General features: G+C 69.6%; 20 protein-coding genes. 7 read left to right on the top strand and 13 right to left on the bottom strand.

Annotated elements, in window-relative coordinates; all coding sequences use genetic code 11:
* The first annotated feature begins 7 nt into the window (after window positions 1–7).
* The 4 genes from ppc to C8K38_RS01265 all read left to right on the top strand — a co-directional run bounded on the left by ppc (window position 8) and on the right by C8K38_RS01265 (window position 4655).
* The gene (ppc, locus tag C8K38_RS01280) at window positions 8–2824 is read left to right on the top strand and encodes a phosphoenolpyruvate carboxylase (protein WP_097209866.1); all 2817 of its coding nucleotides are present in this window, start codon (window positions 8–10) and stop codon (window positions 2822–2824) included.
* 38 nt (window positions 2825–2862) lie between these two features.
* Entirely contained in the window at window positions 2863–3483 is a 621-nt protein-coding gene (locus tag C8K38_RS01275) for an isochorismatase family protein (protein ID WP_097209865.1), read from the top strand.
* A 72-nt stretch (window positions 3484–3555) separates the two neighbouring features.
* A complete protein-coding gene (locus tag C8K38_RS01270; RefSeq protein ID WP_143548364.1) occupies window positions 3556–4068 on the top strand; it encodes a hypothetical protein in 513 nt (170 codons plus the stop codon).
* Between the two features lie 41 nt (window positions 4069–4109).
* The gene (locus C8K38_RS01265) at window positions 4110–4655 is read left to right on the top strand and encodes a DUF2716 domain-containing protein (RefSeq protein WP_097209863.1); all 546 of its coding nucleotides are present in this window, start codon (window positions 4110–4112) and stop codon (window positions 4653–4655) included.
* 52 nt (window positions 4656–4707) lie between these two features.
* Here C8K38_RS01265 and C8K38_RS27465 read toward each other — a convergent pair whose 3' ends face one another.
* From C8K38_RS27465 to tkt, 6 genes are all read right to left on the bottom strand, one after another.
* A complete protein-coding gene (locus tag C8K38_RS27465; protein ID WP_257016974.1) occupies window positions 4708–5127 on the bottom strand; it encodes a cold-shock protein in 420 nt (139 codons plus the stop codon).
* Between the two features lie 273 nt (window positions 5128–5400).
* Window positions 5401–6150, bottom strand: coding sequence for a 6-phosphogluconolactonase (gene pgl, locus C8K38_RS01255; RefSeq protein WP_097209862.1), 750 nt, complete (start codon window positions 6148–6150; stop codon window positions 5401–5403).
* On the bottom strand, window positions 6143–7051 hold the full coding sequence (gene opcA / locus C8K38_RS01250) for a glucose-6-phosphate dehydrogenase assembly protein OpcA (protein WP_097209861.1): 909 nt from the start codon (window positions 7049–7051) through the stop codon (window positions 6143–6145). Before opcA ends, pgl begins: the two co-directional genes overlap by 8 nt.
* Before the next feature lie 19 nt (window positions 7052–7070).
* Window positions 7071–8675: a glucose-6-phosphate dehydrogenase gene (gene zwf / locus C8K38_RS01245; protein WP_257016973.1), complete on the bottom strand. Its 1605-nt coding sequence runs from the start codon at window positions 8673–8675 to the stop codon at window positions 7071–7073.
* On the bottom strand, window positions 8620–9753 hold the full coding sequence (gene tal / locus C8K38_RS01240) for a transaldolase (protein WP_097209977.1): 1134 nt from the start codon (window positions 9751–9753) through the stop codon (window positions 8620–8622). Before tal ends, zwf begins: the two co-directional genes overlap by 56 nt.
* A gap of 5 nt (window positions 9754–9758) precedes the next feature.
* Complete coding sequence (gene tkt / locus C8K38_RS01235; protein WP_097209859.1) at window positions 9759–11861, bottom strand: transketolase; 2103 nt, start codon at window positions 11859–11861, stop codon at window positions 9759–9761.
* A 265-nt stretch (window positions 11862–12126) separates the two neighbouring features.
* Here tkt and C8K38_RS01230 point away from each other — a divergent pair, with 265 nt between their 5' ends.
* Entirely contained in the window at window positions 12127–13110 is a 984-nt protein-coding gene (locus C8K38_RS01230; RefSeq protein WP_097209858.1) for a heme o synthase, read from the top strand.
* A 522-nt stretch (window positions 13111–13632) separates the two neighbouring features.
* On the opposite strand, the gene C8K38_RS01225 is transcribed toward C8K38_RS01230, so the two are convergent.
* Window positions 13633–14598 carry a quinone oxidoreductase family protein gene (locus C8K38_RS01225; protein ID WP_097209857.1) on the bottom strand — a complete coding sequence of 322 codons (966 nt, stop codon included), beginning with the start codon at window positions 14596–14598 and terminating at the stop codon, window positions 13633–13635.
* 33 nt (window positions 14599–14631) lie between these two features.
* Here C8K38_RS01225 and C8K38_RS01220 point away from each other — a divergent pair, with 33 nt between their 5' ends.
* The gene (locus tag C8K38_RS01220) at window positions 14632–14997 is read left to right on the top strand and encodes a hypothetical protein (protein ID WP_097209856.1); all 366 of its coding nucleotides are present in this window, start codon (window positions 14632–14634) and stop codon (window positions 14995–14997) included.
* An 82-nt stretch (window positions 14998–15079) separates the two neighbouring features.
* Here C8K38_RS01220 and C8K38_RS01215 read toward each other — a convergent pair whose 3' ends face one another.
* The 6 genes from C8K38_RS01215 to mptB form a co-directional block, all read right to left on the bottom strand.
* On the bottom strand, window positions 15080–15487 hold the full coding sequence (locus C8K38_RS01215; RefSeq protein WP_245220919.1) for a hypothetical protein: 408 nt from the start codon (window positions 15485–15487) through the stop codon (window positions 15080–15082).
* 52 nt (window positions 15488–15539) lie between these two features.
* A complete protein-coding gene (locus C8K38_RS01210; protein WP_097209855.1) occupies window positions 15540–16514 on the bottom strand; it encodes a COX15/CtaA family protein in 975 nt (324 codons plus the stop codon).
* A 63-nt stretch (window positions 16515–16577) separates the two neighbouring features.
* Window positions 16578–17996 carry a hypothetical protein gene (locus C8K38_RS01205; protein ID WP_097209854.1) on the bottom strand — a complete coding sequence of 473 codons (1419 nt, stop codon included), beginning with the start codon at window positions 17994–17996 and terminating at the stop codon, window positions 16578–16580.
* A gap of 86 nt (window positions 17997–18082) precedes the next feature.
* Entirely contained in the window at window positions 18083–18874 is a 792-nt protein-coding gene (locus tag C8K38_RS01200; RefSeq protein WP_097209853.1) for an ABC transporter permease, read from the bottom strand.
* Window positions 18871–19815: an ABC transporter ATP-binding protein gene (locus tag C8K38_RS01195; protein ID WP_097209852.1), complete on the bottom strand. Its 945-nt coding sequence runs from the start codon at window positions 19813–19815 to the stop codon at window positions 18871–18873. Before C8K38_RS01195 ends, C8K38_RS01200 begins: the two co-directional genes overlap by 4 nt.
* Entirely contained in the window at window positions 19812–21578 is a 1767-nt protein-coding gene (mptB, locus tag C8K38_RS01190) for a polyprenol phosphomannose-dependent alpha 1,6 mannosyltransferase MptB (protein WP_179800408.1), read from the bottom strand. Before mptB ends, C8K38_RS01195 begins: the two co-directional genes overlap by 4 nt.
* A gap of 73 nt (window positions 21579–21651) precedes the next feature.
* Here mptB and C8K38_RS01185 point away from each other — a divergent pair, with 73 nt between their 5' ends.
* Window positions 21652–22425 carry a helix-turn-helix transcriptional regulator gene (locus tag C8K38_RS01185; protein WP_097209851.1) on the top strand — a complete coding sequence of 258 codons (774 nt, stop codon included), beginning with the start codon at window positions 21652–21654 and terminating at the stop codon, window positions 22423–22425.
* Window positions 22426–22439 lie beyond the last annotated feature (14 nt).

Genomic DNA, 22439 nt, shown 5'->3' with positions numbered 1-22439 from the left:
TGGTTCCATGAACCCGTTGCCCGTGCACGAGGGTCCGCGTCCCCACCACCCGGCCGAGCCTCCGCGGGAGGCCACCGAACCGCTGCGCGAGGACATCCGGCTGCTCGGCGGGATTCTCGGCGAGATCATCCGCGAGCAGGCGGGCGACGAGGTCTTCGAGCTGGTCGAGCGCGCCCGGGTCGAGTCGTTCCGGGTGCGCCGATCGGAGATCGATCGCGCCGAACTGGCCGCCCTGTTCTCGAGCGTCGATGTCGGCGTCGCGATCCCGGTCATCCGCGCCTTCAGCCACTTCGCCCTCCTGGCGAACCTCGCGGAAGACCTGCACCGCGAGCGGCGCCGGGCGGTCCACGTCCGGGCGGGCGAGCCGCCGCAGGACAGCAGCCTCGCCGCGACATACCGGAAACTCGATGCGGCGCAACTCGATCCGGCGACCGTGTCCCATGAGCTCGAGGGCGCGTCGGTGGTGCCGGTGATCACCGCGCACCCGACAGAGACCCGCCGCCGGACGGTCTTCGAAACCCAGCACCGGATCACCGAGCTGATGCGATTCCGCGAGCGCACGGAGCTGGACCCGGGCGAACTGGCGGGAGTCGACCGCGACCTGCACCGGCAGATCCTCACCCTGTGGCAGACGGCCCTGATCCGGCTCTCGCGGTTGCGGATCCAGGACGAGATCGAAGTGGGTCTGCGGTACTACGACGCGGCCCTGTTCGAGGTGGTTCCGAAAATCAATGCCCAGCTGCGCGCGGAACTCCGGCGACGGTGGCCGGAGGCGAACCTACTGGCCGAGCCGATGCTCACCCTCGGATCCTGGATCGGCGGCGACCGCGACGGGAATCCCTTCGTGACGGCGGACGTGGTGCGCCGGGCGACCCGGCGGGCCGCGGCCACCGCGCTCGAACACCATCTCGGTGAGCTCGAGCTGCTCGAGCGGGAACTGTCCATGTCGGATCGGCTCGTCGACTCCTCGGCGGCGCTGCGGGCCCTCGCGGACGCGTCGGGCGACGACTCGCCGTTCCGGTCGGACGAGTCGTATCGGCGTGCGCTGCGCGGGATCCGGGGGCGGCTCACGGCGACCGCGGTCCGCATCCTCGGCGGGGCCGAGGTCGCGCTGTCGAGGTCGGCCCTTCATCAGCCGGGCCTGGAGCCGTTCGGCACGGCGGCGGAGCTGCTCACCGAGCTCGACGTGATGGACGCCTCGCTGCGCGGGCACGGCGACGAACTGGTAGCCGAGGACCGGCTCGCGACGATGCGTGAGTCGGTGCAGGCGTTCGGATTCCACCTGTCCGGACTGGACATGCGGCAGAACTCGGAGGTGCACGAGCAGGTGATCGCGGAGCTGTTCGCATGGGCGGGTGTGCATCCGGACTACCCGTCGCTGTCCGAGCAGGAGCGGGTCGCGTTGTTGACGGCCGAGCTCGGGATGCGGCGGCCGCTGGTGGGTCCCGGGGCCCGGTTCGGCGAGTTGACCACCTCCGAACTGGCGATCCTGGCGGCGGGGGCGGAGGCCGTCAAGAGCATCGGGGCGGGGTCGATCCCGAACTACATCATCAGCATGTGCACCTCCGTCAGCGACATGCTGGAGGCGGCGGTGCTGCTCAAGGAGGTCGGCCTGCTCGATCCGGGGGCGAATGGGTCCGCGCCGTCGTGCCCGGTCGGGATCGTCCCGCTGTTCGAGACCATCGAGGACTTGCAGGGCGGGGCGGCGACGCTGACCGCGGTGCTGGATGTGCCGGTGTACCGCGCGTTGCTGACCGCCCGCGGCGGTCGGCAGGAGGTGATGTTGGGGTACTCGGACTCGAACAAGGACGGCGGGTACCTCGCGGCGAACTGGGCGCTGTACCGGGCCGAGCTCGACCTGGTGGACGCGACGCGGTCGGCGGGAATTCGGCTGCGGCTCTTCCACGGTCGTGGCGGCACCGTCGGGCGTGGTGGGGGACCGAGCTACGAGGCGATCCTCGCGCAGCCGCCGGGCGCGGTGGCGGGGTCGCTCCGCATCACCGAGCAGGGCGAGGTGATCGCCGCGAAGTACGCCGAACCCCGACTGGCGCACCGCAATCTGGAAACCCTGCTCGCGGCGACGCTCGAGTCCACGCTGCTGGATGTGGAGGGGCTCGGCACGGACGCGGAACCGGCGTACGCGGTGCTCGACGAGCTGGCCGCGGCGGCCCGGGTCGCGTACAGCGACCTGGTGCACGACACACCCGGGTTCGTGGAGTACTTCACCACCTCGACGCCGGTCGCCGAGATCGGCGCGCTGAACATCGGCAGTCGGCCGGCCTCGCGGAAGGCCACCAAGTCGATCGCGGACCTGCGGGCGATCCCGTGGGTGTTGTCCTGGAGCCAGTCCCGCGTGATGCTGCCGGGCTGGTACGGCACGGGGACGGCATTCGAGGAGTGGGTCGGCGGCGATCCGGCGCGCCTGGCGAGGCTCACGGAGTTGTACGGGCGGTGGCCGTTCTTCCGTACGGTGCTCTCGAACATGGCGATGGTCATGTCGAAGTCGGACATGGGCCTGGCGGCGCGCTACGCGGAGCTGGTGCCGGATGTGGCGTTGCGGGAGAGGGTGTTCGGCAAGATCACCGCCGAGCACGCGCGGACGATAGCGATGTACAAGGCGATCACCGGCAACGACGACCTGCTGGCCGACAACCCGGGACTGCGGAGGTCGGTGCACAACCGGTTCCCGTACCTCGAGCCGCTGAACCATCTGCAGGTGGAGCTGCTGCGTCGGTATCGTTCCGGCGACGACAGCGATCTGGTGCGGCGCGGAATCCAGCTGACGATGAACGGCCTGGCCACGGCGCTGCGCAACAGCGGGTAGCGGATCGACGTTCGGGCGAGGGAGGGGACGATCCGCCGATGGCGACCTTTGACGTGACGGTCGAGGACTACGATTCGCGTGATCTGCTCGCGATGCCCGCAGGTCCGGGGTGGACGTCTGACGTCGAGCGGTCGGCGCTGCTCGTCCACGACCTCCAGCCGTACTACGCGGATGTGCTTGCGAGCGGGGTTCGTTCGAGAGTGGTCGCCGAGACGTCCAGGTTGGTGAACTGGGCCGCAGACCGGGGAGTCCCCGTGATCGGGAGCGCCCCTCGCGCGGCCACCGAGCCGAGGCAGCGCGGCCTGCTCGGGGAACTGTGGGGGATGGGCCCGACGGAGTGCCAATCGGCCGAGACGGCGATCGACTCGCTCGCATCGGGCGTGACGTGGGTGCGCAAGCGCAGCTACAGCGCCTTCTTCGCGACCGATCTCGCCGAGGAGCTGCGCCGCACCGGCCGTGACCAGTTGGTCGTCGCGGGCGTCTTCGCGTCGGCGGGCATCCTCGCGACGACCTTTGATGCGTTCGCGCGAGACGTGCAGTGCTTCGTCGCCGTCGAGGCGACCGCCGACCATACGAAGGGCAGGCACGCGGCGGCGCTCGAGCTCATCGCGGAGCTCACCGGCCGGGTGGTGTCGGTTGCCGAGATTGTCGCGAGGTGAGGGTGCGCCCGATATTTGCCCAGCACAGCGGCCTCCAGGACGTCGAGCATGGAACCGACATAGTGTGACGCAATGGCTGAACCGGCGAGCAGAACCCTCCTGCTGAAAGCAAGAGGCGGTTGGCACCGTCGCGACAGCGTCCACGTGATCTGGGTTGCGTTGCTGCCGTTGATGCTTCTGGTCGTGTCGTTACTGGGCGCCTTCGTCGAGGACAATCGCGGATCGTGGGTCGGCGATGTGCTGGCGATGTGGAATCTCATCGGCATCTTTGGTCTGGTGGTGTTCGTTCCGTTGGTTGCGGTCTCGCTGTTCGGCGCGGGTGTACTGCCCTGGAAGTTCCACCTTGGTCGCTGGCTGTCTTCGCTCGGGAGCTCGGCGATGATGCTCGTAGCCGGTGCGCTTGCCGTCGGCGCTATCGCCGATCTGACCACTCCGCCCGAACATCACGACCCGAACAGTTGGGCAGGACCGCTGTCGTTTCTCGGGACAGCGCTGTTTGTCGTCCCCTACCTTGTGATGGTTGCGGCAAACACGTTAGTGATCGTGTGCCTCTGGAAGCGTCCTGCGCTGGTTCGGGCAGGCTAGAAGGTTCTCGCCGTCGCGCTGTCGACCACGGACGGACACACATGAGATACACGCTCGACTTCGGTAGTCCACTACCGCCGGGATGGGCCGCACTGACCGAGGACGACCGGCAAAGGCACTGGACCGCCTTCGTCGACAGGTTCGGCGGCTTCCGCCCAGGCGTGTCGCCCGAGGCGTGGCCGGCGGTCGCCGAGCCGACGCCGTCGGTGACCTTCGATCTCGCAAATATCGGTGGTGCCCCGGGGTCCGGGTCCGCTCGATGCGACGCGGTCAATGCCGAGGCCTTGCGATGCTTCGTCACCGAGTTCGCCGATGACCCGACGTTCGTTGTCCTCGATTGGCAGCATCCGGGTTACTCGTTCGACGCCGCCACCCATGCCGCGACACGAGATGCCGAGTGGCGAGTACCGGTCTACCCGAATGGTGACTACTACATCTTCGCGAGAGAAGGGTTCGCGGAGGGTACGTTCGGGCATCCCTGGGAGCGCACGTTGTGTGTGTTCGGCGAACGCCTCGTCGCGACACTCGGCCGCACGTTGGCGACCTGGCTACCCCAGAAGCGCATCAACGGTCAGCAGTGCCAATGAGATGACCTGCCCCGGGCGCGGTGCTCGAGACTCGGCCGCAGCTCTCGCCTTGTCAGCTGTCGTGCTGTTCCACCCGTGTGGCGCGATACCGGTAGCCATCCTGATCGATCACCTGTTCCCACTCGAGTGAGACGGTCGCCCCGACAGTCAACGTGCGGAACCCCTCGCCGACAATGCTGCTGTAGAAGGCCCAGCAACCATCCGGTGTCTGTGCGGAGTCAATGACTCCCCACCCCTCCTCGGCGTTCCACGTCTGCACCGTGCCGGTCGTCTGGCCGGTACGAGTCATCGCGTGGTCTGGCATCGGCCGGGTGTCTCGTGTGTCCTGGTCGGAGGCAGAAATGGGGACAAGCGCGACCACTGCCACCCCTGATACCACCGCGGCCGCGGCTAGCAGGAGCTCGCGCAGCTTCCGACCGATCACAGAGAAGGACTCCAATCCGGTGTTGCAGGGGCGGGTGTACGCAGTCAACTCCGTAGCCGACCTAACGGTGGAACCGCTGCGCACGTTCTCGCGTCAAACTCCCCAACGGTCGCAAAAGGCCGAGGAGGGAGTCCCGCGATGACCGACTGCTCAGGAGCGCAGGCAGCATGGCGTGGGGGAATCGACAAGCGGTCACGCAACCGCCCCGCGATCCGCAGCGGCTGCCGATCGGCGGCGGTGCCGCGCGAGGTGTGGGGTGCGCCCGAGATACACCCGGTCCGTCCTCCCGTTGTGGAGGACGAACCGGATGAGGGCTGAGCGTCAGCTCGCGGGCAGGTCCGCGGCAGCGGCCTTGTCGAGCATCCAGATGGTCGACTCGGAACCGATCGCACCGGCCGACGGAATGTCCACGGGGAGAGCGCCCGACAGCGCCGCGCTCACGGCCTCGGCCTTGTCCGCGCCCGCGACCAGCAGCCACACGCGCTTGGCCCGCCGCACGGCCGGAAGCGTCAGGGTGACCCGCTGCGCAGGCGGCTTGGGGGAGTCGGTGACCCCCACGACGAACCGCTTGTCCTCGCGCACGGCATCGGTGTCGGGGAACAGCGAGTTGATGTGACCCTCGCCGCCCATGCCGAGCAGGTGGACGTCGAACTCGGGGATCGAGTTCGACCCGGCGTGCGCGCTGAGCAGGTGGCTGTAGGCGACGGCCGCGGCATCGGGGTCGCCCGCGTACAGCCCGTCGCCGTAGGGCATCGGGTGCAGGCGGGCAGGCGTCACCGGCACGTGGTCGAGCAGTGCCTCGTGCGCCTGGACCTCGTTGCGGTCCGGATCTCCCCGGGGCAGGAATCGCTCATCGCCCCAGTAGAAGTCGACCTTGGACCAGTCGACGGCGCCCGGATTCTCCCGGACCTTGCGCAGCAGCCCGATCCCGTTCCCGCCGCCGGTGAGCACCACCGCGGCCTCCCCGCGCTCGGCCTGCGCGGCGACGATCACGTCGACGAACTGGGCGGCCGCGGCCGTCACCAGCTCATCGGAATCGGCGTAGGTCTGCACGCTCACGTTGTCACTCATAGTTCACCTTCGTCAGCCCGGAGAGCGCCGCGTGGTAGATCTCGTCCGGGTCGAGGCGGCGCAGCTCCTCGGCCAGGCAGTCGCGGGTCTCTCGACGAGCAAGCGAGACAAGGGAATCCGGTGCCCCGAGTCGGCTCAGGGTCGCGGTCTTGCCGGTCTGCGGCCTGCTGAGCGTCACCGACCCGGTCTCGCGCTCCAGGACGACCCTCAGCTCGCCTGCCACCCGTCGGACCGGCCCGTCGATGCGGCTGGCCAGCCACCCGGCGATCATGTCGACGGCGGGTTCCTCGGCGAGGCCGGACACCGTCGCGGAGACGATCCGCTCGTACGGCGGTTGGTCGAGCGCGGAGGTGAGCAGCGCCCGCCAGTAGGTGATGCGACTCCACGCGAGGTCGGTGTCGCCGGCGGTGTACGACTGCAGCCGCGACTTGATGGTGGCCAGCGGGTCCCGCGCCCCGGTCGCATCCGTGATGCGGCGGATCGCCAACCGCCCCACCGGATCCAGCGCGGGGAACGGCGGGCTCTTGTCGGGCCACCACGCCACCACCGGGGTGTCGGGGAGAAGGAAGGGCACGACCACGCTGCTCTCGTGGTCGGCGAGCTCACCGTGGAGCCGCAGCACCACGACCTCCGACGCGCCCGCGTCGCCGCCGACCCGGATCTGCGCGTCGAGCCGCGTCTCGGCCGACCGGTCGCCGCGCGCGACCACGATCACCCGACACGGATGCTCGCGACTCGCCTCGTTGGCCGCGTCGATGACGTCCTCGGCGTTCTCGCTGTCCAGGGTGCAGACGACGAGCGTCAGCACCCGACCGAGGGTCACCGCACCGCCGGTCTCGCGGACCTCGACGAGCTTCTTGTTGATCTTCTCGGTGGTCGTCGAGGGGATGTCGATGATCACTGGAGCGCCTCCACGATTGTCACGGCCTTCTCCATTCACGTCCGGTGCGACGGAGCATCTCCTGCGCCGACTCCGGACCCCAGGTGCCGGCCTCGTACGGTTCGGGCTTGCCGGACTCGGCCCAGTGCTCGAGCACCGGGTCGAGGATCTTCCAGGACAGCTCGACCTCGGCGTTGACGGGGAACAGCGACGGCTCGCCGAGCAGCACGTCGAGGATGAGGCGCTCGTAGGCCTCGGGGGAGGACTCGGTGAACGCCTGGCCGTAGCTGAAGTCCATGTTGACGTCGCGGACCTCCATGGAGGACCCGGGCACCTTGGAGCCGAACCGCATCGTCACGCCCTCGTCCGGCTGCACCCGGATCACCAGCGCGTTCTGGCCGAGTTCCTCGGTCATGGTCTTGTCGAACGGCAGGTGCGGTGCCCGCTTGAACACCACCGCGATCTCGGTGACCCTGCGGCCCAAACGTTTTCCGGTGCGGAGGTAGAACGGGACGCCCGCCCAGCGGCGGGTGTCCACCTCGAGGGTGATCGCGGCGAAGGTCTCCGTGGTGGAGTCCTTCGAAAAGCCATCCTCGTCGAGCAGGCCGACCACTCGCTGGCCGCCCTGCCACCCGCCCGCGTACTGACCGCGCGCGGTGGTCTCGTCGAGGGGCTCCGCGAGCCTGGTCGCGGAGAGCACCTTGATCTTCTCGGACTGCAGCTCGGAGGGCTCGAAGCTGACGGGCTCCTCCATCGCGGTGAACGCGAGCAGCTGCAGCAGGTGGTTCTGGATGACGTCGCGGGCGGCACCGATGCCGTCGTAGTACCCCGCCCGGCCGCCGAGCCCGATGTCCTCCGCCATGGTGATCTGCACGTGGTCGACGTAGTGCGCGTTCCAGATCGGGTCGAACAGCTGGTTTGCGAAGCGCAGCGCCAGGATGTTCTGGACCGTCTCCTTGCCGAGGTAGTGGTCGATGCGGAACACCGAGTCCTCGGGGAAGACCGTGTTGACGACCGCGTTGAGCTCCTTCGCGCTCTCCAGGTCGTGCCCGAACGGCTTCTCGATGACCACCCGTCGCCACTGGTCCTCCACCGGCTGGGCCAGCCCGGATTTGGACAGCTGCTCGCACACGGTGGGGAACGCGGCGGGCGGAATGGCCAGGTAGAACGCGTGGTTGCCGCCGGTGCCGCGCTCCTCGTCGAGATCACGCAGGGTCTTGGTCAGCTCGACGAACGCCGCATCGTCGTCGAAGCTGCCCTGCACGAACCGGATTCCCTCGGCGAGCCGCTCCCACACCTCCTCGCGGAAGGGGGTGCGGGAGTGCTGCTTGACCGCGTCGTGGACGACCTTGCCGAAGTCCTCGGCCGCCCAGTCCCTTCGGGCGAAGCCGACCAGGGCGAAGCCCGGCGGCAACAGGCCCCGGTTGGCCAGGTCGTACACGGCAGGCATCAGCTTCTTGCGTGCGAGATCGCCGGTGACCCCGAAGATCACCAGTGCGCACGGGCCCGCGATTCGCGGCAGTCGTTTGTCCCTCTCGTCCCGGAGTGGGTTGTCCCACCGCGGAGCGGAGCCCGTGCCCGGCACCGGGTCAGCCCTTGTCGGACGCGGCCGCGAGTTCCCCGGAAATGGCTTCGAGAAGCTCATTCCAGGAGACCTCGAACTTGTCGACTCCTTCGGTTTCCAGCTTCTCGAACACCTCGGGAAGCGAGACGCCGGCCGCGGCAATCGCGTCGAAGACCTGCTGCGAGGCGGCGGCGGTACCGGTGATGGTGTCGCCGGTGATGACGCCGTGATCGGCCACCGCGTCCATCGTCTTCTCCGGCATCGTGTTCACCGTGTTCGGTGCGACAAGCTCCGTCACGTAGAGCGTGTCGGAGTAGTCGGGGTTCTTCACGCCGGTCGAGGCCCACAGCGGACGCTGCACGCGGGCGCCCGAGGCCGCCAGCGCCGCGTAGGTGCTGCCGCCCTCGAACACCTCCTGGTATGCGGCGTAGGCGAGGCGCGCGTTCGCGAGCCCGGCCTTGCCGCGCAGGGCCAGCGCCTCCTCGGTGCCGATGGCCTCGAGGCGGGCGTCGATCTCCGAGTCAACGCGGGAGACGAAGAACGAGGCGACCGAATGGATCTGGGAGAGGTCGTGGCCCGCGGCCTTCGCGGCCTCGAGGCCGGCCAGGTACGCGTCCATGACGGCCTTGTGCCGCTCCACCGAGAAGATCAGCGTGACGTTCACGCTGATGCCCTCCGCGATCACCCGGGTGATCGCGGGCAGCCCGGCCAGGGTGGCCGGGATCTTGATGAGCAGGTTCGGGCGGTCGACGATCTTCCACAGCTCGATCGCCTGCGCGACGGTCGCGTCCGTCTCGTGGGCCAGCCGGGGATCGACCTCGATCGAGACGCGGCCGTCCACGCCCGCGCTGGCCTCGAACTGCGGGGCCAGCACGTCGCAGGCGTCGCGGACGTCGTCGGTGGTCAGCGCGCGGACCGTGTCATCCACGTTCGCGCCCCGGCCTGCGAGCTCCTTGAGCTGGATCGTGTACTCGTGACCCTTGGTGATGGCGCCCTGGAAGATGGTCGGGTTGGTGGTGACACCGACGACGCTCTTCTCCCGGACGAGTGCCGCGAGGTTGCCGGACTCGAGGCGGCCACGGGACAGGTCGTCGAGCCACACCGACACGCCGGCCTGCGACAGCGCGGCGAGATTGGCGTTCTGTACTGAATCGCTCATCGAGATCAACCCTTCACTCGGTCGAGGGTGCGGCGGGCAGCGGCGGTGACGGCCTCGGCCGTGAAACCGAACTCGCGGAACAGTGTCTTGTGGTCGGCGGACGCACCGAAGTGCTCGATCGAGACGGCCTCACCGGCGTCGCCGATGATCCGGTACCACGGCATCGCGATGCCGGCCTCGACGGAGACGCGGGCGCGGACCGCGGGCGGCAGCACCGAATCGCGGTACTCCTGGTCCTGCTCCTGGAACCAGTCCAGGCAGGGGACCGAGACGACCCGGGTGGCGATGCCCTCCGCCTCGAGGGCCTCCCTGGCCTCGACGGCCAGGTACAGCTCGGAGCCGCTGGCCAGCAGGATGACCTCCGGCGTGCCGGTGGAGGCCTCCGTGAGGACGTAGGCGCCGCGCGCAACGCCGTCGACGGATCCGGCCTTGGTGCCCTCGAGCACCGGGATGTCCTGGCGGGTCAAGGCGAGCGCGGTCGGCCCGGTCTTGTTCTCCAGGGCGGTCTTCCATGCGTGCGCAGTCTCGTTGGCGTCACCCGGACGGATCACCGCGAGGTTCGGGATCGCGCGTAGCGCGGCGAGGTGCTCGATCGGCTGGTGGGTCGGGCCGTCCTCGCCGAGCCCGATGGAATCGTGCGTCCAGACGTAGATCGCGGGCGTCTTCATCAGCGCGGCCAGCCGGACGGCCGGACGCATGTAGTCGCTGAACACCATGAAGGTGCCGCCGTACGGGCGGGTCGGGCCGTGCAGTGCGATGCCGTTGAGGATCGAGCCCATCGCGTGCTCACGGATGCCGAAGTGCAGGGTGCGGCCGTAGGGCTGCGCGGTCCAGTCCTTCGTCGAGATCGACGCCGGGCCAAAGGAGTCCGAGCCGTCGATGGTGGTGTTGTTGCTGCCCGCGAGGTCGGCGGAGCCGCCCCACAGCTCGGGCAGGATCGGGCCGAGCGCGTTGAGCACCTTGGCGGAGGCCTTGCGGGTGGCGGCGCCCTTGGCATCGGGCTCCCAGGTCGGCAGGATGTCGGTCCAGCCGGCGGGGAACTCGCCTGCCTGCAGGCGGTCGAAGAGCGCCTTGCGCTCGGGCTCGCGGGCCGCCCAGGTCGCGAACTCGGAATCCCAGGCCGCACGCGCGGCGGCGCCGCGGACCGCGACCTCACGAGCGTGCGCCAGCGCGGCCGGGTCGACGTCGAACGACTTCTCGGGATCGAAGCCGAGCGCCACCTTGACGCCCGCGACCTCGTCCGCACCGAGCGCCGCGCCGTGCACGTCGCCGGTGTTCATCTTGGTCGGGGCGGGGTAGCCGATGATGGTGCGGAGCACGATGATCGACGGCTTGTCGGTCACGGCCTGCGCTGCGGCGACGGCGTCGAGCATCGCGGAGACGTTCTCGCCGCCCTCCACGCGCTGCACGTGCCAGCCGTACGCCTCGTAGCGCTTGGCGACGTCCTCGCCGAACGCGATGGCGGTGTCGTGCTCGATGGAGATCTCGTTGTCGTCGTAGAAGACGATCAGGTTGCCGAGCTGCTGGACACCCGCGAGCGAGGAGGCCTCGGAGGTGACACCCTCCTGCAGGTCACCGTCGGAGGCGATGACGTAGATGTTGTGGTCGAACGGGCTGGCGCCCTCGGCGGTGTCCGGGTCGAACAGCCCGCGCTCGCGGCGTGCCGCCATCGCCATGCCGACGGCCGAGGCCAGACCCTGGCCGAGCGGGCCGGTGGTCATCTCGACGCCGACGGTGTGGCCGTACTCGGGGTGGCCGGGGGTCAGCGAACCCCAGGTGCGCAGTGCCTCGATGTCGGAGAGCTCGAGGCCGTAACCCGACAAGTAGAGCTGCAGGTACAGCGTGAGGCTGCTGTGTCCACAGGACAGGACGAATCGGTCGCGGCCGACCCATTCGGCGTCCGACGGGTCATGCCGCATCACACGCTGGAAGAGCGTGTACGCGAGCGGCGCGAGGCTCATCGCGGTGCCGGGGTGGCCGTTCCCCACCTTCTGCACGGCGTCGGCGGCGAGGACACGGGCGGTGTCCACGGCCTTGGTGTCTAGCTCCGTCCAGTCGGTGGGGTGCACCGGCTGGGTGAGGACGCGGATCTCGTCTGTGATCGACACGAGCAGAAGTCTCCTGACAGTGGGGGTACGGCGACGCGGTAACGCCAAGGGTAGTTCCGCGACAACACTAGTGCTCGGGCGCATCCCGGTCGATCGGTCGAAGGGCCGTGTCGAGACCGGGCGGTCTGTGCAGGAACCGGCGTTAGTGCGACCTGCGGTTCGGATCTGTTCGCCGTGCCGTCTACCATCTTGTGTAGTAGTGCGAAGTCAGGCGCGCAGCGGTGCGCGACAGGATCAGGTGGTCACTCGCGTGTCGCAAGGAGAAATGGTGCGGATTGTGGAGCATGGCGGACACGGTCTCGCTGGTGGCTCCGAGCCCACCCAGGTGAAAAGGCCCGACACCCTCTGGGGCCGGGCGATCGGGAAGGTTCTCGCCTACCTCGCCCTGACGAAGCCGCGGGTGATCGAGCTGCTGCTGGTCGCGACGATCCCGGCGATGCTGCTCGCGGATCGCGGCAACGTGAACTTCCCGCTCATCCTGAGCACGCTGTTCGGCGGCTGGATGGGCGCGGCGAGCGCCAACACGCTCAACTGTGTGGTCGACGCGGACATCGACAAGGTGATGAAGCGGACCGCCCGCAGGCCATTGGCCCGCCTGGCGGTGCCGACCTCGCACGCGCTCGTCTTCGGACTCGTCCTCGGCGCCGGTTCCTTCGCCTGGCTGTGGTGGGCGACGAACCTGCTGGCGGCCGTGCTGATCGTGCTCACCATCGCGTTCTACGTGCTCGTGTACACGATGATCCTCAAGCGCCGGACCTGGCAGAACGTGATCTGGGGCGGTGCAGCCGGTTGCATGCCGGTGATGGTCGGGTGGGCCGCGGTCACCGGCTCGATCAGCTGGGAGCCGATCGTGCTGTTCCTGGTGATCTTCTTCTGGACGCCGCCGCACACCTGGGCGCTCGCCATGCGCTACAAGGAGGATTACAAGGCGGCAGGCGTGCCGATGCTCCCGGTCATCGCGACCGAGGAGCGCGTCACCAAGCAGATCCTCGTCTACACCTGGCTGACCGTGCTGACCACGCTGGCCCTGGTCCCCGCGGCGGGCGTCGTCTACGCCGCCATCGCCCTGGTCGCAGGTGCCTGGTTCCTGCTGATGGCGCACCAGCTGTACGCGGGCGTGCGCCGCGGCGAGCCGGTGAAGCCGCTGCGCCTGTTCCTGCAGTCGAACAACTACCTCGCCGTGGTGTTCTGCGGGCTCGCGGTGGACTCGGTGCTGGGCATGGACACGATCGGCTCCTTCTTCAGCTGATCGCGGGGGCAGTCGCTTCGTCCCCTCATCTCTCTCGAGTGTTCCTGCATCCGGTGGTGCGCCAGGTCCACCAGCTCGCTCTTGCTCGGGGTGTAGGTGCACAGGGTCATATCCGTGCGCCCGAGCCGTTCACTCACTGATCGCGTCGACAGACCTGTGTCGCCCCGGCCTCGTTCGCTACTCGATCGCGGGTCCGCGACGATGTCGTCCAGGGTCAGCCTTGGCTTGGGACGAGGTCCGGTTCTCGGGTCCCCGGCGGCGGGCGCCAGCCGCAGCATTGCGATAGAGCGCGCGGAATCGCCCTGAACTGCACATACGCACACTGGCCGTATCTCTTTACGACGTAAGGGATCGCTGCTTTACGTCGTAAGGAGATTGCGAGGCCGCGCGTGCCCGGGCCACACCCCTGCGCGCACACCTTCTGGCAAGGACGCATACACACTGCGGGCACAAAGGGGGTGCGACGTTGTCACAAGGTGTGCGCCGACCGCTGGCGCCGCCTGGGTTGTGCGGCCGGCGCGCCTAGGGGACCAGCACGATCGAGCCGGTGGTGCGGCGGCCCTGCAGATCGCGGTGTGCCTGCTCGGCCTCGTCGAGCGGGTACTGCGCGCCGACCCGGATCTTCAGCGAGCCGTCCCTGATCGCCTCGAACACCTCGCCCGAGCGCCACAGCAGCTCGTCGCGGTCGCGGGTGTAGTGCGCGAGGGTGGGTCGGGTCAGGAACACCGAGCCCGCCGGGTTGAGCCGCTGCGGATCGAACGGCGGCACCGGCCCGCTGGCGGCCCCGAACAGGGCGAGCGTGCCCCGGATCCGAACCGACGCGAGGCTGGCCTCGAAGGTGTCGGCGCCGACGCCGTCGAACGCCGCAGCCACGCCCTCGCCGTCGGTGAGCGCCCGGACCTGCTGCGCGAGGTCGTCGGAGTAGCGCAGCACCTCCGCCGCGCCTGCCTCCCGGGACAGCAGTTCCTTCTCGTCCGAGGACACGGTGGTGATCACGCGCGCGCCCCTGGCGACCGCGAGCTGCGTCAGCACCAGGCCGACCCCGCCCGCGCCCGCGTGCACGAGCACGGTGTCGCCGGGCTCGACGTAGTACACCGAGTTCATCAGGTAGTGCGCCGTCATGCCCTGCAGGAGCACCGAGGCGGCCTCGGGGGCGCCGACGCCCTCCGGCACCGGCACCGCCACCGCGGCGGGCACCACGACCCTCTCCGCGTAGCTGCCCGGCGCCGAGGACCACGCCACCCGGTCGCCGGCGCGGACGCCGGTGACGTCGGAGCCCACCGCCTCGACCACGCCGCTGCCCTCGAGCCCGGGGACGTACGGCAGGTCCACGGCGTAGGCGCCGGTCCGGTAGTAGGTGTCGATGTAGTTCACGCCGATCGCGTCCGTGCGAACCAGCAGGTCCGCGGCGCCCGGTGCCGGGTCGGGGATCTCGGACATTCGGAGTACCTCGGGGCCGCCGAACTCGGTCACGGTGATTGCGCGCATGACCCTATTTCTACTCTCCAGTATTCTGACGCCATGACTGTGGACACCCAGGACTCCGGCGCGAGCGCCCCGGCCGTATCGCTGCCCCCGCGGACCGTCGCCGCGGTGAAGAAGTTCGTTGCCGAGCACGGCGGTTCGGCCTCGGCGGTGATCCAGCCGGTCGGCCTCGACGGCGTCCGGATCACCCTCGTCGGCGCCGACGGCGTCCTCGGCGATCAGGTCGTCGACGACCTCGCGACGGCGAACGCCGTGGTTGCCGCGGTCGACAACGTCACCGTCTCCGAGTGGGAGCGCGCGATCACCAGCATCGTCACCCCGCGTGTCGGTCACTGGCGGAAGATGGCCGGTTGGGTGGCGAACCAGACCCGCTTCCCGAAGGCCCGCAACGGTCTCGGCTGAGCAAGACCGGCAACGAATGCGGGCCCCGGTCATGGACCGGGGCCCGCATTCGTCGAGGACGTGTTTCTCTCCCCATGCCGAATCAGGGAACGAAGAAGGTCCCGAAGCCTGGTGACGCGATCGCCTGTGGGTCGACCAACGCAACTACCTGACCAGCGCCCGGATGGATGGTCACGGGCGCAGCGTTCAATGTCGGAAACGACGCGGACCCTGACGCGCCGGTGGCGAGACTGACCCAGTGGACAACCGCACTGTGCGGGTTTCCGCTTCCGGGAGTTCTGAGCACACTCAAGGTGGCCACGCCCGGTTGTTCGCCCACAGTCGCGGCGAGCCTGGGAGTGGGTAGCTCGACCAGCGGGATAAAGGGATCTAGCTGGAACGGAATGGTGCTCGGCGCAGCTGCCGCGGGACCCACCGCCAGCAGACCGACGGTCGAGAAGGACAGGGCTGCGGCGATGGCGACACGCTTGACTGTTCTGGATCGGGTCATGCGGATTGACGGTACCCGCGCTCCACCAGATCGGCCGTTTCTTCGGCCGTGATCACCGGATTCCCGACTTCATGGGCTCCTGCTCGGCCGGGGCGACCTCGCGAACCCGACCGGCGGCGTACAGCGCGGCGGTGGCGGCCGTGCAGGCGGCCGCCAGCGCGACGTGCACCGTCACCAGGGCGGCGGGGACATCGGTCCAGAACTGGACCAGGCCGACGCAGGCCTGCGCCACCACCACGCCCACGACGACCTTGAGTCGAAGCTTCACCGCGGCCCTGGCTCCGACCGCGTACAGCCCGAAGCCGAGACCCACCAGCAGCGCGAGGTAGGCGACCAGCAGTTCGGCGTGCAGGTGCACCAGGTTGGTGATGTCGAGGTTCAGGCGCTCGACCGTGCGCTCGGGGTTCTTGTCGCCCGCGTGCGGTCCCGCGCCCGTCACCATGGTGCCCGCGACCAGCGTCCCGGCCAGCGCGACGCCGGACAGTGCGGTCAGCCAGCGCAGCTGCTTCGGCACGGTGATGACCTCGACGCCGTCGTCGGGCTGGTCGATCTTGTGGTACAGGATCACCGACAGCCACACCATCGCCATCGACACCAGCAGGTGCACCGCGACGGTCCACCACAACAGGCCGGTGAGCACGGTGATGCCGCCGATCACCGCCTGCGCGACGGTCGAGAGCGGCATCAGCCAGGCGTAGGCGAGCACCTCGCGGCGGCGGGCCGCGCGGGTCACCGCGAGCACCACCACCGCCGCCGTCGCCACCACCAGGAACGACAGCAGCCGGTTGCCGAACTCGATGGCCTGGTGGAACCACGGCGCGGTGGCGGTGCCGGTGGGCACGAAGCTGCCGGGATGGCACTGCGGCCAGGTGGTGCAGCCGAGGCCCGACGCGGTCACCCGGACCACGGCGCCGGTCACGGCGATACCGCCCTGGGACAGGATCACCGCGACGGCGATCCACTTCTGCACCGCCAATGAGGGGAGCGGCAGACGGTTGACCAGGCTCAGGAACCCTCGATACAGCACGCCCCCGATGGTAGATGCCCGTCAACTACAGAGCGTCGTTGGGGCTGGCCGCGCCCCGGAACCTCAGCTTCCGGAGCTCCCCGCACTGCCGAGGCTGCCGGAACCGTTCGCACCGACCTTGAGCATGCCGGTGATGGTGCCCTGCAGGTAGTCGCCCTGCCCGGTGATGAGCGCCGACATCTGCAGGGTGTCGTTCGCCGTGGTGCCGGGGAGCCCGGTGCGGTTCAGGATCGAGCCGTTGCTCGGGTCGATGGCGGCGAACGCATAGCCGTCGAGGGGACCGCCGGTTCCGTCCCGCAGCACCGTGTAGAGGTGACCGTCCGCAGTCGACAGGTGCGGCACCGCGGAGCTGCGTAGCGCGTTGTCCCACACCTGATGGCAGCCGGCCCCGTCGAGGTCGACGCGGGTCATGCCGCCGGTGAACGGGGCGGTCGCGGGCACGGCCGGTCCGGCGCCCTCGGGCACCTTCGGGTACGGGTAGCCGTAGGTGCCCGCGATGAAGACGGAGTTGCCAACGCCGATCGGGGAGTTCTCGCTGCCGGGTCCGCCCGCGCCGAGCACCGGGATCTTGCAGACCTCCTGCCCGGTGTCCGTGCGGTGCACCAGCAGGTTCACCCGGGTGTCGGCGCTGTCGACGATCGCGACGTACTCGTAGCCGTTGGTGGGACCGAAATAGGTGGGGGTGGACCCGGTGCCCCAGCTCAGCTGCCCGGGTTTGCGGGCCGATCCCCGGTCGTACTCACGGCGCCAATCGATCTTCGGGGTGCCGTCGGCGGCGAGGCTCAGCTGGTACAGGGCGTGGGTGGTGGCCACCGAGGTGCCCGCAGGGGAGGTGGAGATGCTGTTCTGCACCTGCTCGCCCGCCGGGACCGCGACGGTCTTCGCGACGCCCGCCGCATCGACGGAGCCGATCACCCCGCCGCCCGTCGCGAACCAGACGTTGCCCTGCCAGTCCGGCGCGAGGCCCGTCACCGCGTCGCCGTCCGGGATGGCCCCGGACAGGTCGACGGTCGAGTCGATGAACAGCGCGTTGTTCGCGTGGCCGACCCGCTGGAGCTTGCGGTCACCGTCGACCGCGACCAGCCGGTTCTGGTTGTCCAGGAATGCGTACACCCCGCCGAGCAGGCTGCCCTTGGCCAGCTTGAGCTGGGCGAGCGATCCGCCCACCGGCGCCGCAGGCGCGGCGGGATCGATCAGGTGCACGGTCGGGTCCTGGCCGAGCACCGAGGTGCACAGCGCGACCACCAGTCCGTCGGAGCCCTGCAGCACGGTCGGGCACGCGGCCAGGAGCGGGTACGAGGTCACCCCGACGGCTCCGGCGCCGGGACCGTCCAGCGGTGTCGCGTCCGAGGACCCGGCGTCGCCGTGCATCGTCGAGGTGCCCATAGGTCCGAGGAACGGGTTGGGCGGTGCGAGCGGGCCCCATGTGGGCTGGGCGGAGGCGAGTCCGCCGCCGAAGGTGATCGCGGAGACGGCGGCCATGCAGGCGAGGGCGCGGAGTGTTTTCGGCACGGCTTCGCATATTGCCGCTTCGCGGCGGAAATGAATACGTTTTGGAACGATCCGTATCAGGTGAACTTGAAGTATCGGGTCGCCAGCCATGCGGCGACGGAACCCCACACCACGAGCACCGCGACCGCGAACAGGTCGAGCGAGCCGCCGATCGCCTGTTGCAGGGCCTCGGCGAGGGCGCCGGACGGGATCAGCCGGGCCGCCGTGTGCAGCGGTCCTGGGATGTCATCGGAGAACACGACGGAGCCGATGCCCGCCATCACGAACCAGAGGACGTTCGCCAGCGCGAGCACGATCTCGGCCCGCAGGGTGCCGCCGAGCAACAGCCCGAGCGAGGCGAATGTGATGGTCCCGAGCGCGATGATGAGCGCGCCCAGCAGCAGGCCGGTCGGCTCGGGTCGCCAGCCGAGCGCGAAGGCGATGCCACCGAGGAGGACCGATTGCATGGCGACCACGATGATGACCGCGGCGCTCTTGCCCACGATGATTCCCCAGCGCGGCAGGGGGGTCGCACCGAGCCGCTTGAGCGCGCCGTAGCGCCGATCGAAACCGACGGCGATGGCCTGCCCGGTGAACGCGGTGGACATGATCGCCACCATCATCACGGCGGGCAGGACGGTGTCGACGCGGGGGTCGCCGAGGTCGCCGATCGGGAGCAGACACAGCCCGATCAGGAGGGTGATCGGGATGAACATGGTGAGCAGCAGTTGTTCACCGTTGCGCAGCAGCAGGGTGAGCTCGAGCCGGGTCTGGGCCGCCAGCATGGGCAGCGCGGCGCTCGGCCTGGGATCGGGGGTGAAGGTCCCCGCCTCGAACCTGTTGTCGGCGAGCCGGTCTTGCACGTTCATCCCCTCAGATCCCGTCCGGTGAGGTCGAGGAAGACATCCTCGAGCCTGCGCTGATCGACCCGCAGTTCGGTGGCGAGCACATCGAGCTCGGCGCACCACGCGGTCACCGTCGCCAGCACCTTCGGGTCGACGATGCCCTCGACCAGATACGACCCGGGGGAGACCTCCCGTGGGGTGAATCCGGTGGGCAGGGCGGCGCGCAGCCCACTCAGGTCCAGGTTCTCGGGCGCGAGGAACCGGAGTTGTCCGGCCGAACCGTGTCGCGTCAGCTCCGTCGGTGTGCCCTCGGCGACGATCCGGCCGTGGTCGATGATGATCAGGCGGTCGGCCAGCGCCTCCGCCTCGTCCATCAGGTGCGTGGTCAGCAGCACGGCGACGCCGTCGCGGCGCAGCGCGTCGATGAGCTCCCAGACCAGCAGCCTGGCCTGGGCATCGAGACCCGCGGTCGGTTCGTCGAGGAACACCAGCTCGGGCCGTCCGACGAGCGCGCAGGCCAGCGCGAGGCGCTGCTGCTGTCCACCGGAGAGCCGGCGGTACGGGGTGCGGGCGGCGTCGGTGAGGCCGAGGGTCCGCAGCAGCCATGCCGGGTCCAGCGGATCGGCCGAGTACGCCGCCACCAGGTCCAGCATCTCGCCCGCCCGGGACCCCGGGTAGGCGCCGCCGCCCTGCAGCATGACGCCGACGCGCGCCCGGACCGCTCCGGAATCGGCGATCGGGTCGAGGCCGAACACGCGGACGGTGCCGCTGTCGGGGCTCAGGAAGCCCTCGCACATCTCCACGGTCGTGGTCTTGCCCGCGCCGTTGGGGCCGAGCAGTGCCAGCACCTCGCGGCGGTGCAGGGACAAATCGAGGCCGTCGACGGCGGTGACGCTGCCGAAGGACTTGACCACGCCATCGAGCCGAAGAACCGGATGCGCCGTGTCGGACGCGGAGGAGCTCACGGGGCCTCAGCGTATTCGGCGCTCGATCCGCGGCCGTTCGGTGCCCCGGTCCCGGCCCGCCAGGGCAGCCGGTCTCGGGTCAGGAACATCGCCAGTCCCACCACGAGGATGGTGGCGACGGCGGCCTGGACGATCATGAACGGCTGGTACTCGCCGCCGTTGGGCATCACGATCAGACTCACCGCCGACGAGAAGACGATCGCCGGGATGCGGAAGACCGGCCGGGTCGCCCACGCGGCCAGCGGGATGACCGCCCACAGCAGGTACCAGGGCTGGACCACGGGGAAGAGCAGCACCAGGACGCCGAGGGAGACGCCGAGCGCGCCCACCGGGTGCACGCGCCCGACGAGCACGGCGACCAGCATGCGCAGCGCGACGAAGGCCGCGGCGAGGGAGGCGATCGGCCGGGTCAGGTTGAGGACGGCGGTGGTGTGGTCGCCCAGTCCGAGGAACACGCCCGCCAGGCCGGTGCCGAGGCCGAGCAGTGTCGGCAGCGACATCCAGCTGCGCACCTCGTTCGCGGTGCCGAGGGTGTCCGGGGAGAGCCAGCCGAAGCCGAGGCCGCTGGCCAGGCTCACCACCAGGATGACCACCGCGGTCACCGCCATCAGCAGTCCGGCGGCCGCCAGCACGGATCGGACGGTGCCACCCCAGCGCCGCGCCAGCGCCATGCCGAGGAACCCGAGTGCCAGCAGCGACGGGATCTTGACCGTCGCCGACAGCGCTATCAGGCCGGACCCGGCCAGCAGATACGTCAGGTTCCTGCCGCCCGCGGTGGCGCCGCGGATGTCGAACCGGATCGGGTCGGCGCTCTCGACGGCGCGCAGCGCCAGTTCCATGCCCGCCAGCATCAGGCCGAGCATCAGCGCCTCGTTGTGGATCCCCGCGACCAGGTGGAACAGCAGCAGCGGGTTGGCGGCGCCGAGCCAGAGCGCGGTGACGCTGGCGACGCCGCATCGGCGCGCCAGCCGGGGGAGTGCCCAGACGATCAGCGCGACGCCCGCGAGCGCGAGCAACCGGTGCAGGAAGATGCCTGCGACGATGTTCTCGCCGGTGACCGCGGAGATGCCGCGACCGATCCAGAGGAAGAACGGCCCGTACGGCGCGGGGGTGTCGCGCCAGATGGTCGGGACAGTCCTGGTCAGCACGTGGTCGACGCCGAGGGCCTGGGCGGGCCCGATCGCGTACGGGTCCAGTCCTCGTGCGGTGATCTCGCTCTGCGCCAGGTACGAGTAGACGTCCTTGCTGAACATCGGGGGTGCGATCGTCAGCGGGATCACCCACAGCAGCAGGGTGCGGTCCAGCTGGGAGCGGGTCAGCCGCCGGGGCGCGGCGCCTTCCCCTCGGTAGCGGCCGATCGCGAACCGGCCGAGCAGCAGCCACGCCAGCACCACCATCACGCTGCCGGTCATCGTCAGCGTGAGCGCGGTCGCGCCGAGGCGCGCAGGCAGTCCGAGGATCCGCAGGCCCTGCACCGGGTTCTGCAGCACCGGCTGCGCGCCCGCACCGAGCGCGCCGATCGCCATCAGCACGGCCCCGGTCGCACCGAAGCGCCTGATCCCCTTGAGCTGACCGGTCTCGCGCTTGTTGAGCCCGGGTGCCTCCGCCTCGTCGCCGTGCAGGCTCGAGACCTCGAAGCCGTGGTGGGGGCCGTCGATTCCCAGCCCTCGCTTGGCGAGGGTCACCGCCCGTTCGCGGAATCTGGTCGCCGGGCCGGCGCTTGGGGTGTCACCGGAGTCCGGTGCGTCGTCGGTCTGCGGCACATGGGGCAGCGTAGCGGTGTAATACAGGGCACCCTTGGTGGACCAGCTCCGATAATTCCGTCACACTTGTGTTGTGAAAACGGCACCGGCTCGGGACGCGCGCAGTGAAGGCGCAGGTCATGCACCTGTTTCGCCTGCGCTCAGTGGTGCCCCGACCGCAACCGTTGTGGGCCACGAAGGGCACACCAGGGCCGCCGTCGTCCAGCTTCTCCTCGAGCAGGGCCCGATCACGGCCCCCGAGATCGGAGTGAAGCTCGGTCTGAGCGCCGCGGGTGTCCGACGTCACCTCGAGGCGCTGATCGATGCGGGCGAGGCGCGATCCTCGAACGCCGCGAGCTGGCAGCACAAGGGTCGCGGGCGCCCGGCGAAGCAGTTCCAGCTGACCGCTGCGGGCCGTTCGCGCCTCGGCCACTCCTACGACGATCTCGCAGGCGCAGCCATGCGGCACCTCCGCGAGGTCGGCGGCGAGGAGGCGATCGTGGAGTTCGCACGCCGCCGGGTCCAGACGATCGTCGCCGACATCGATCCCGTCGCCCCGCACACCCCTGGTGAAGTGGCCGACACCGCTGACGCCATCGCGGACGCGTTCACCTCGGCCGGCTTCGCCGCCACCACCCGCCCCGTGGGCAACGGCGTCCAGATCTGCCAGCACCACTGCCCTGTCTCGCACGTCGCCTCGGAGTTCCCCGAGCTGTGCGAGGCGGAGACGCAAGCCTTCGCCGAGTTGCTCGGCACCCACGTGCAGCGCCTGGCGACCATCGCCAACGGTGACTGCGCCTGCACCACCCACATACCCATCGCTCCACCGGACGAGCCCGACTCGTCGCCAGACGCATCCCCGAAGTAAGCACCACCCACGCC

Source organism: Rhodococcus sp. OK611, from assembly GCF_003050885.1.
GTDB lineage: Bacteria > Actinomycetota > Actinomycetes > Mycobacteriales > Mycobacteriaceae > Rhodococcus_G > Rhodococcus_G oryzae.
The sequence above is the reverse complement of the archived record's forward strand: the minus strand, read 5'-3'. Positions and strand labels throughout refer to the sequence as shown.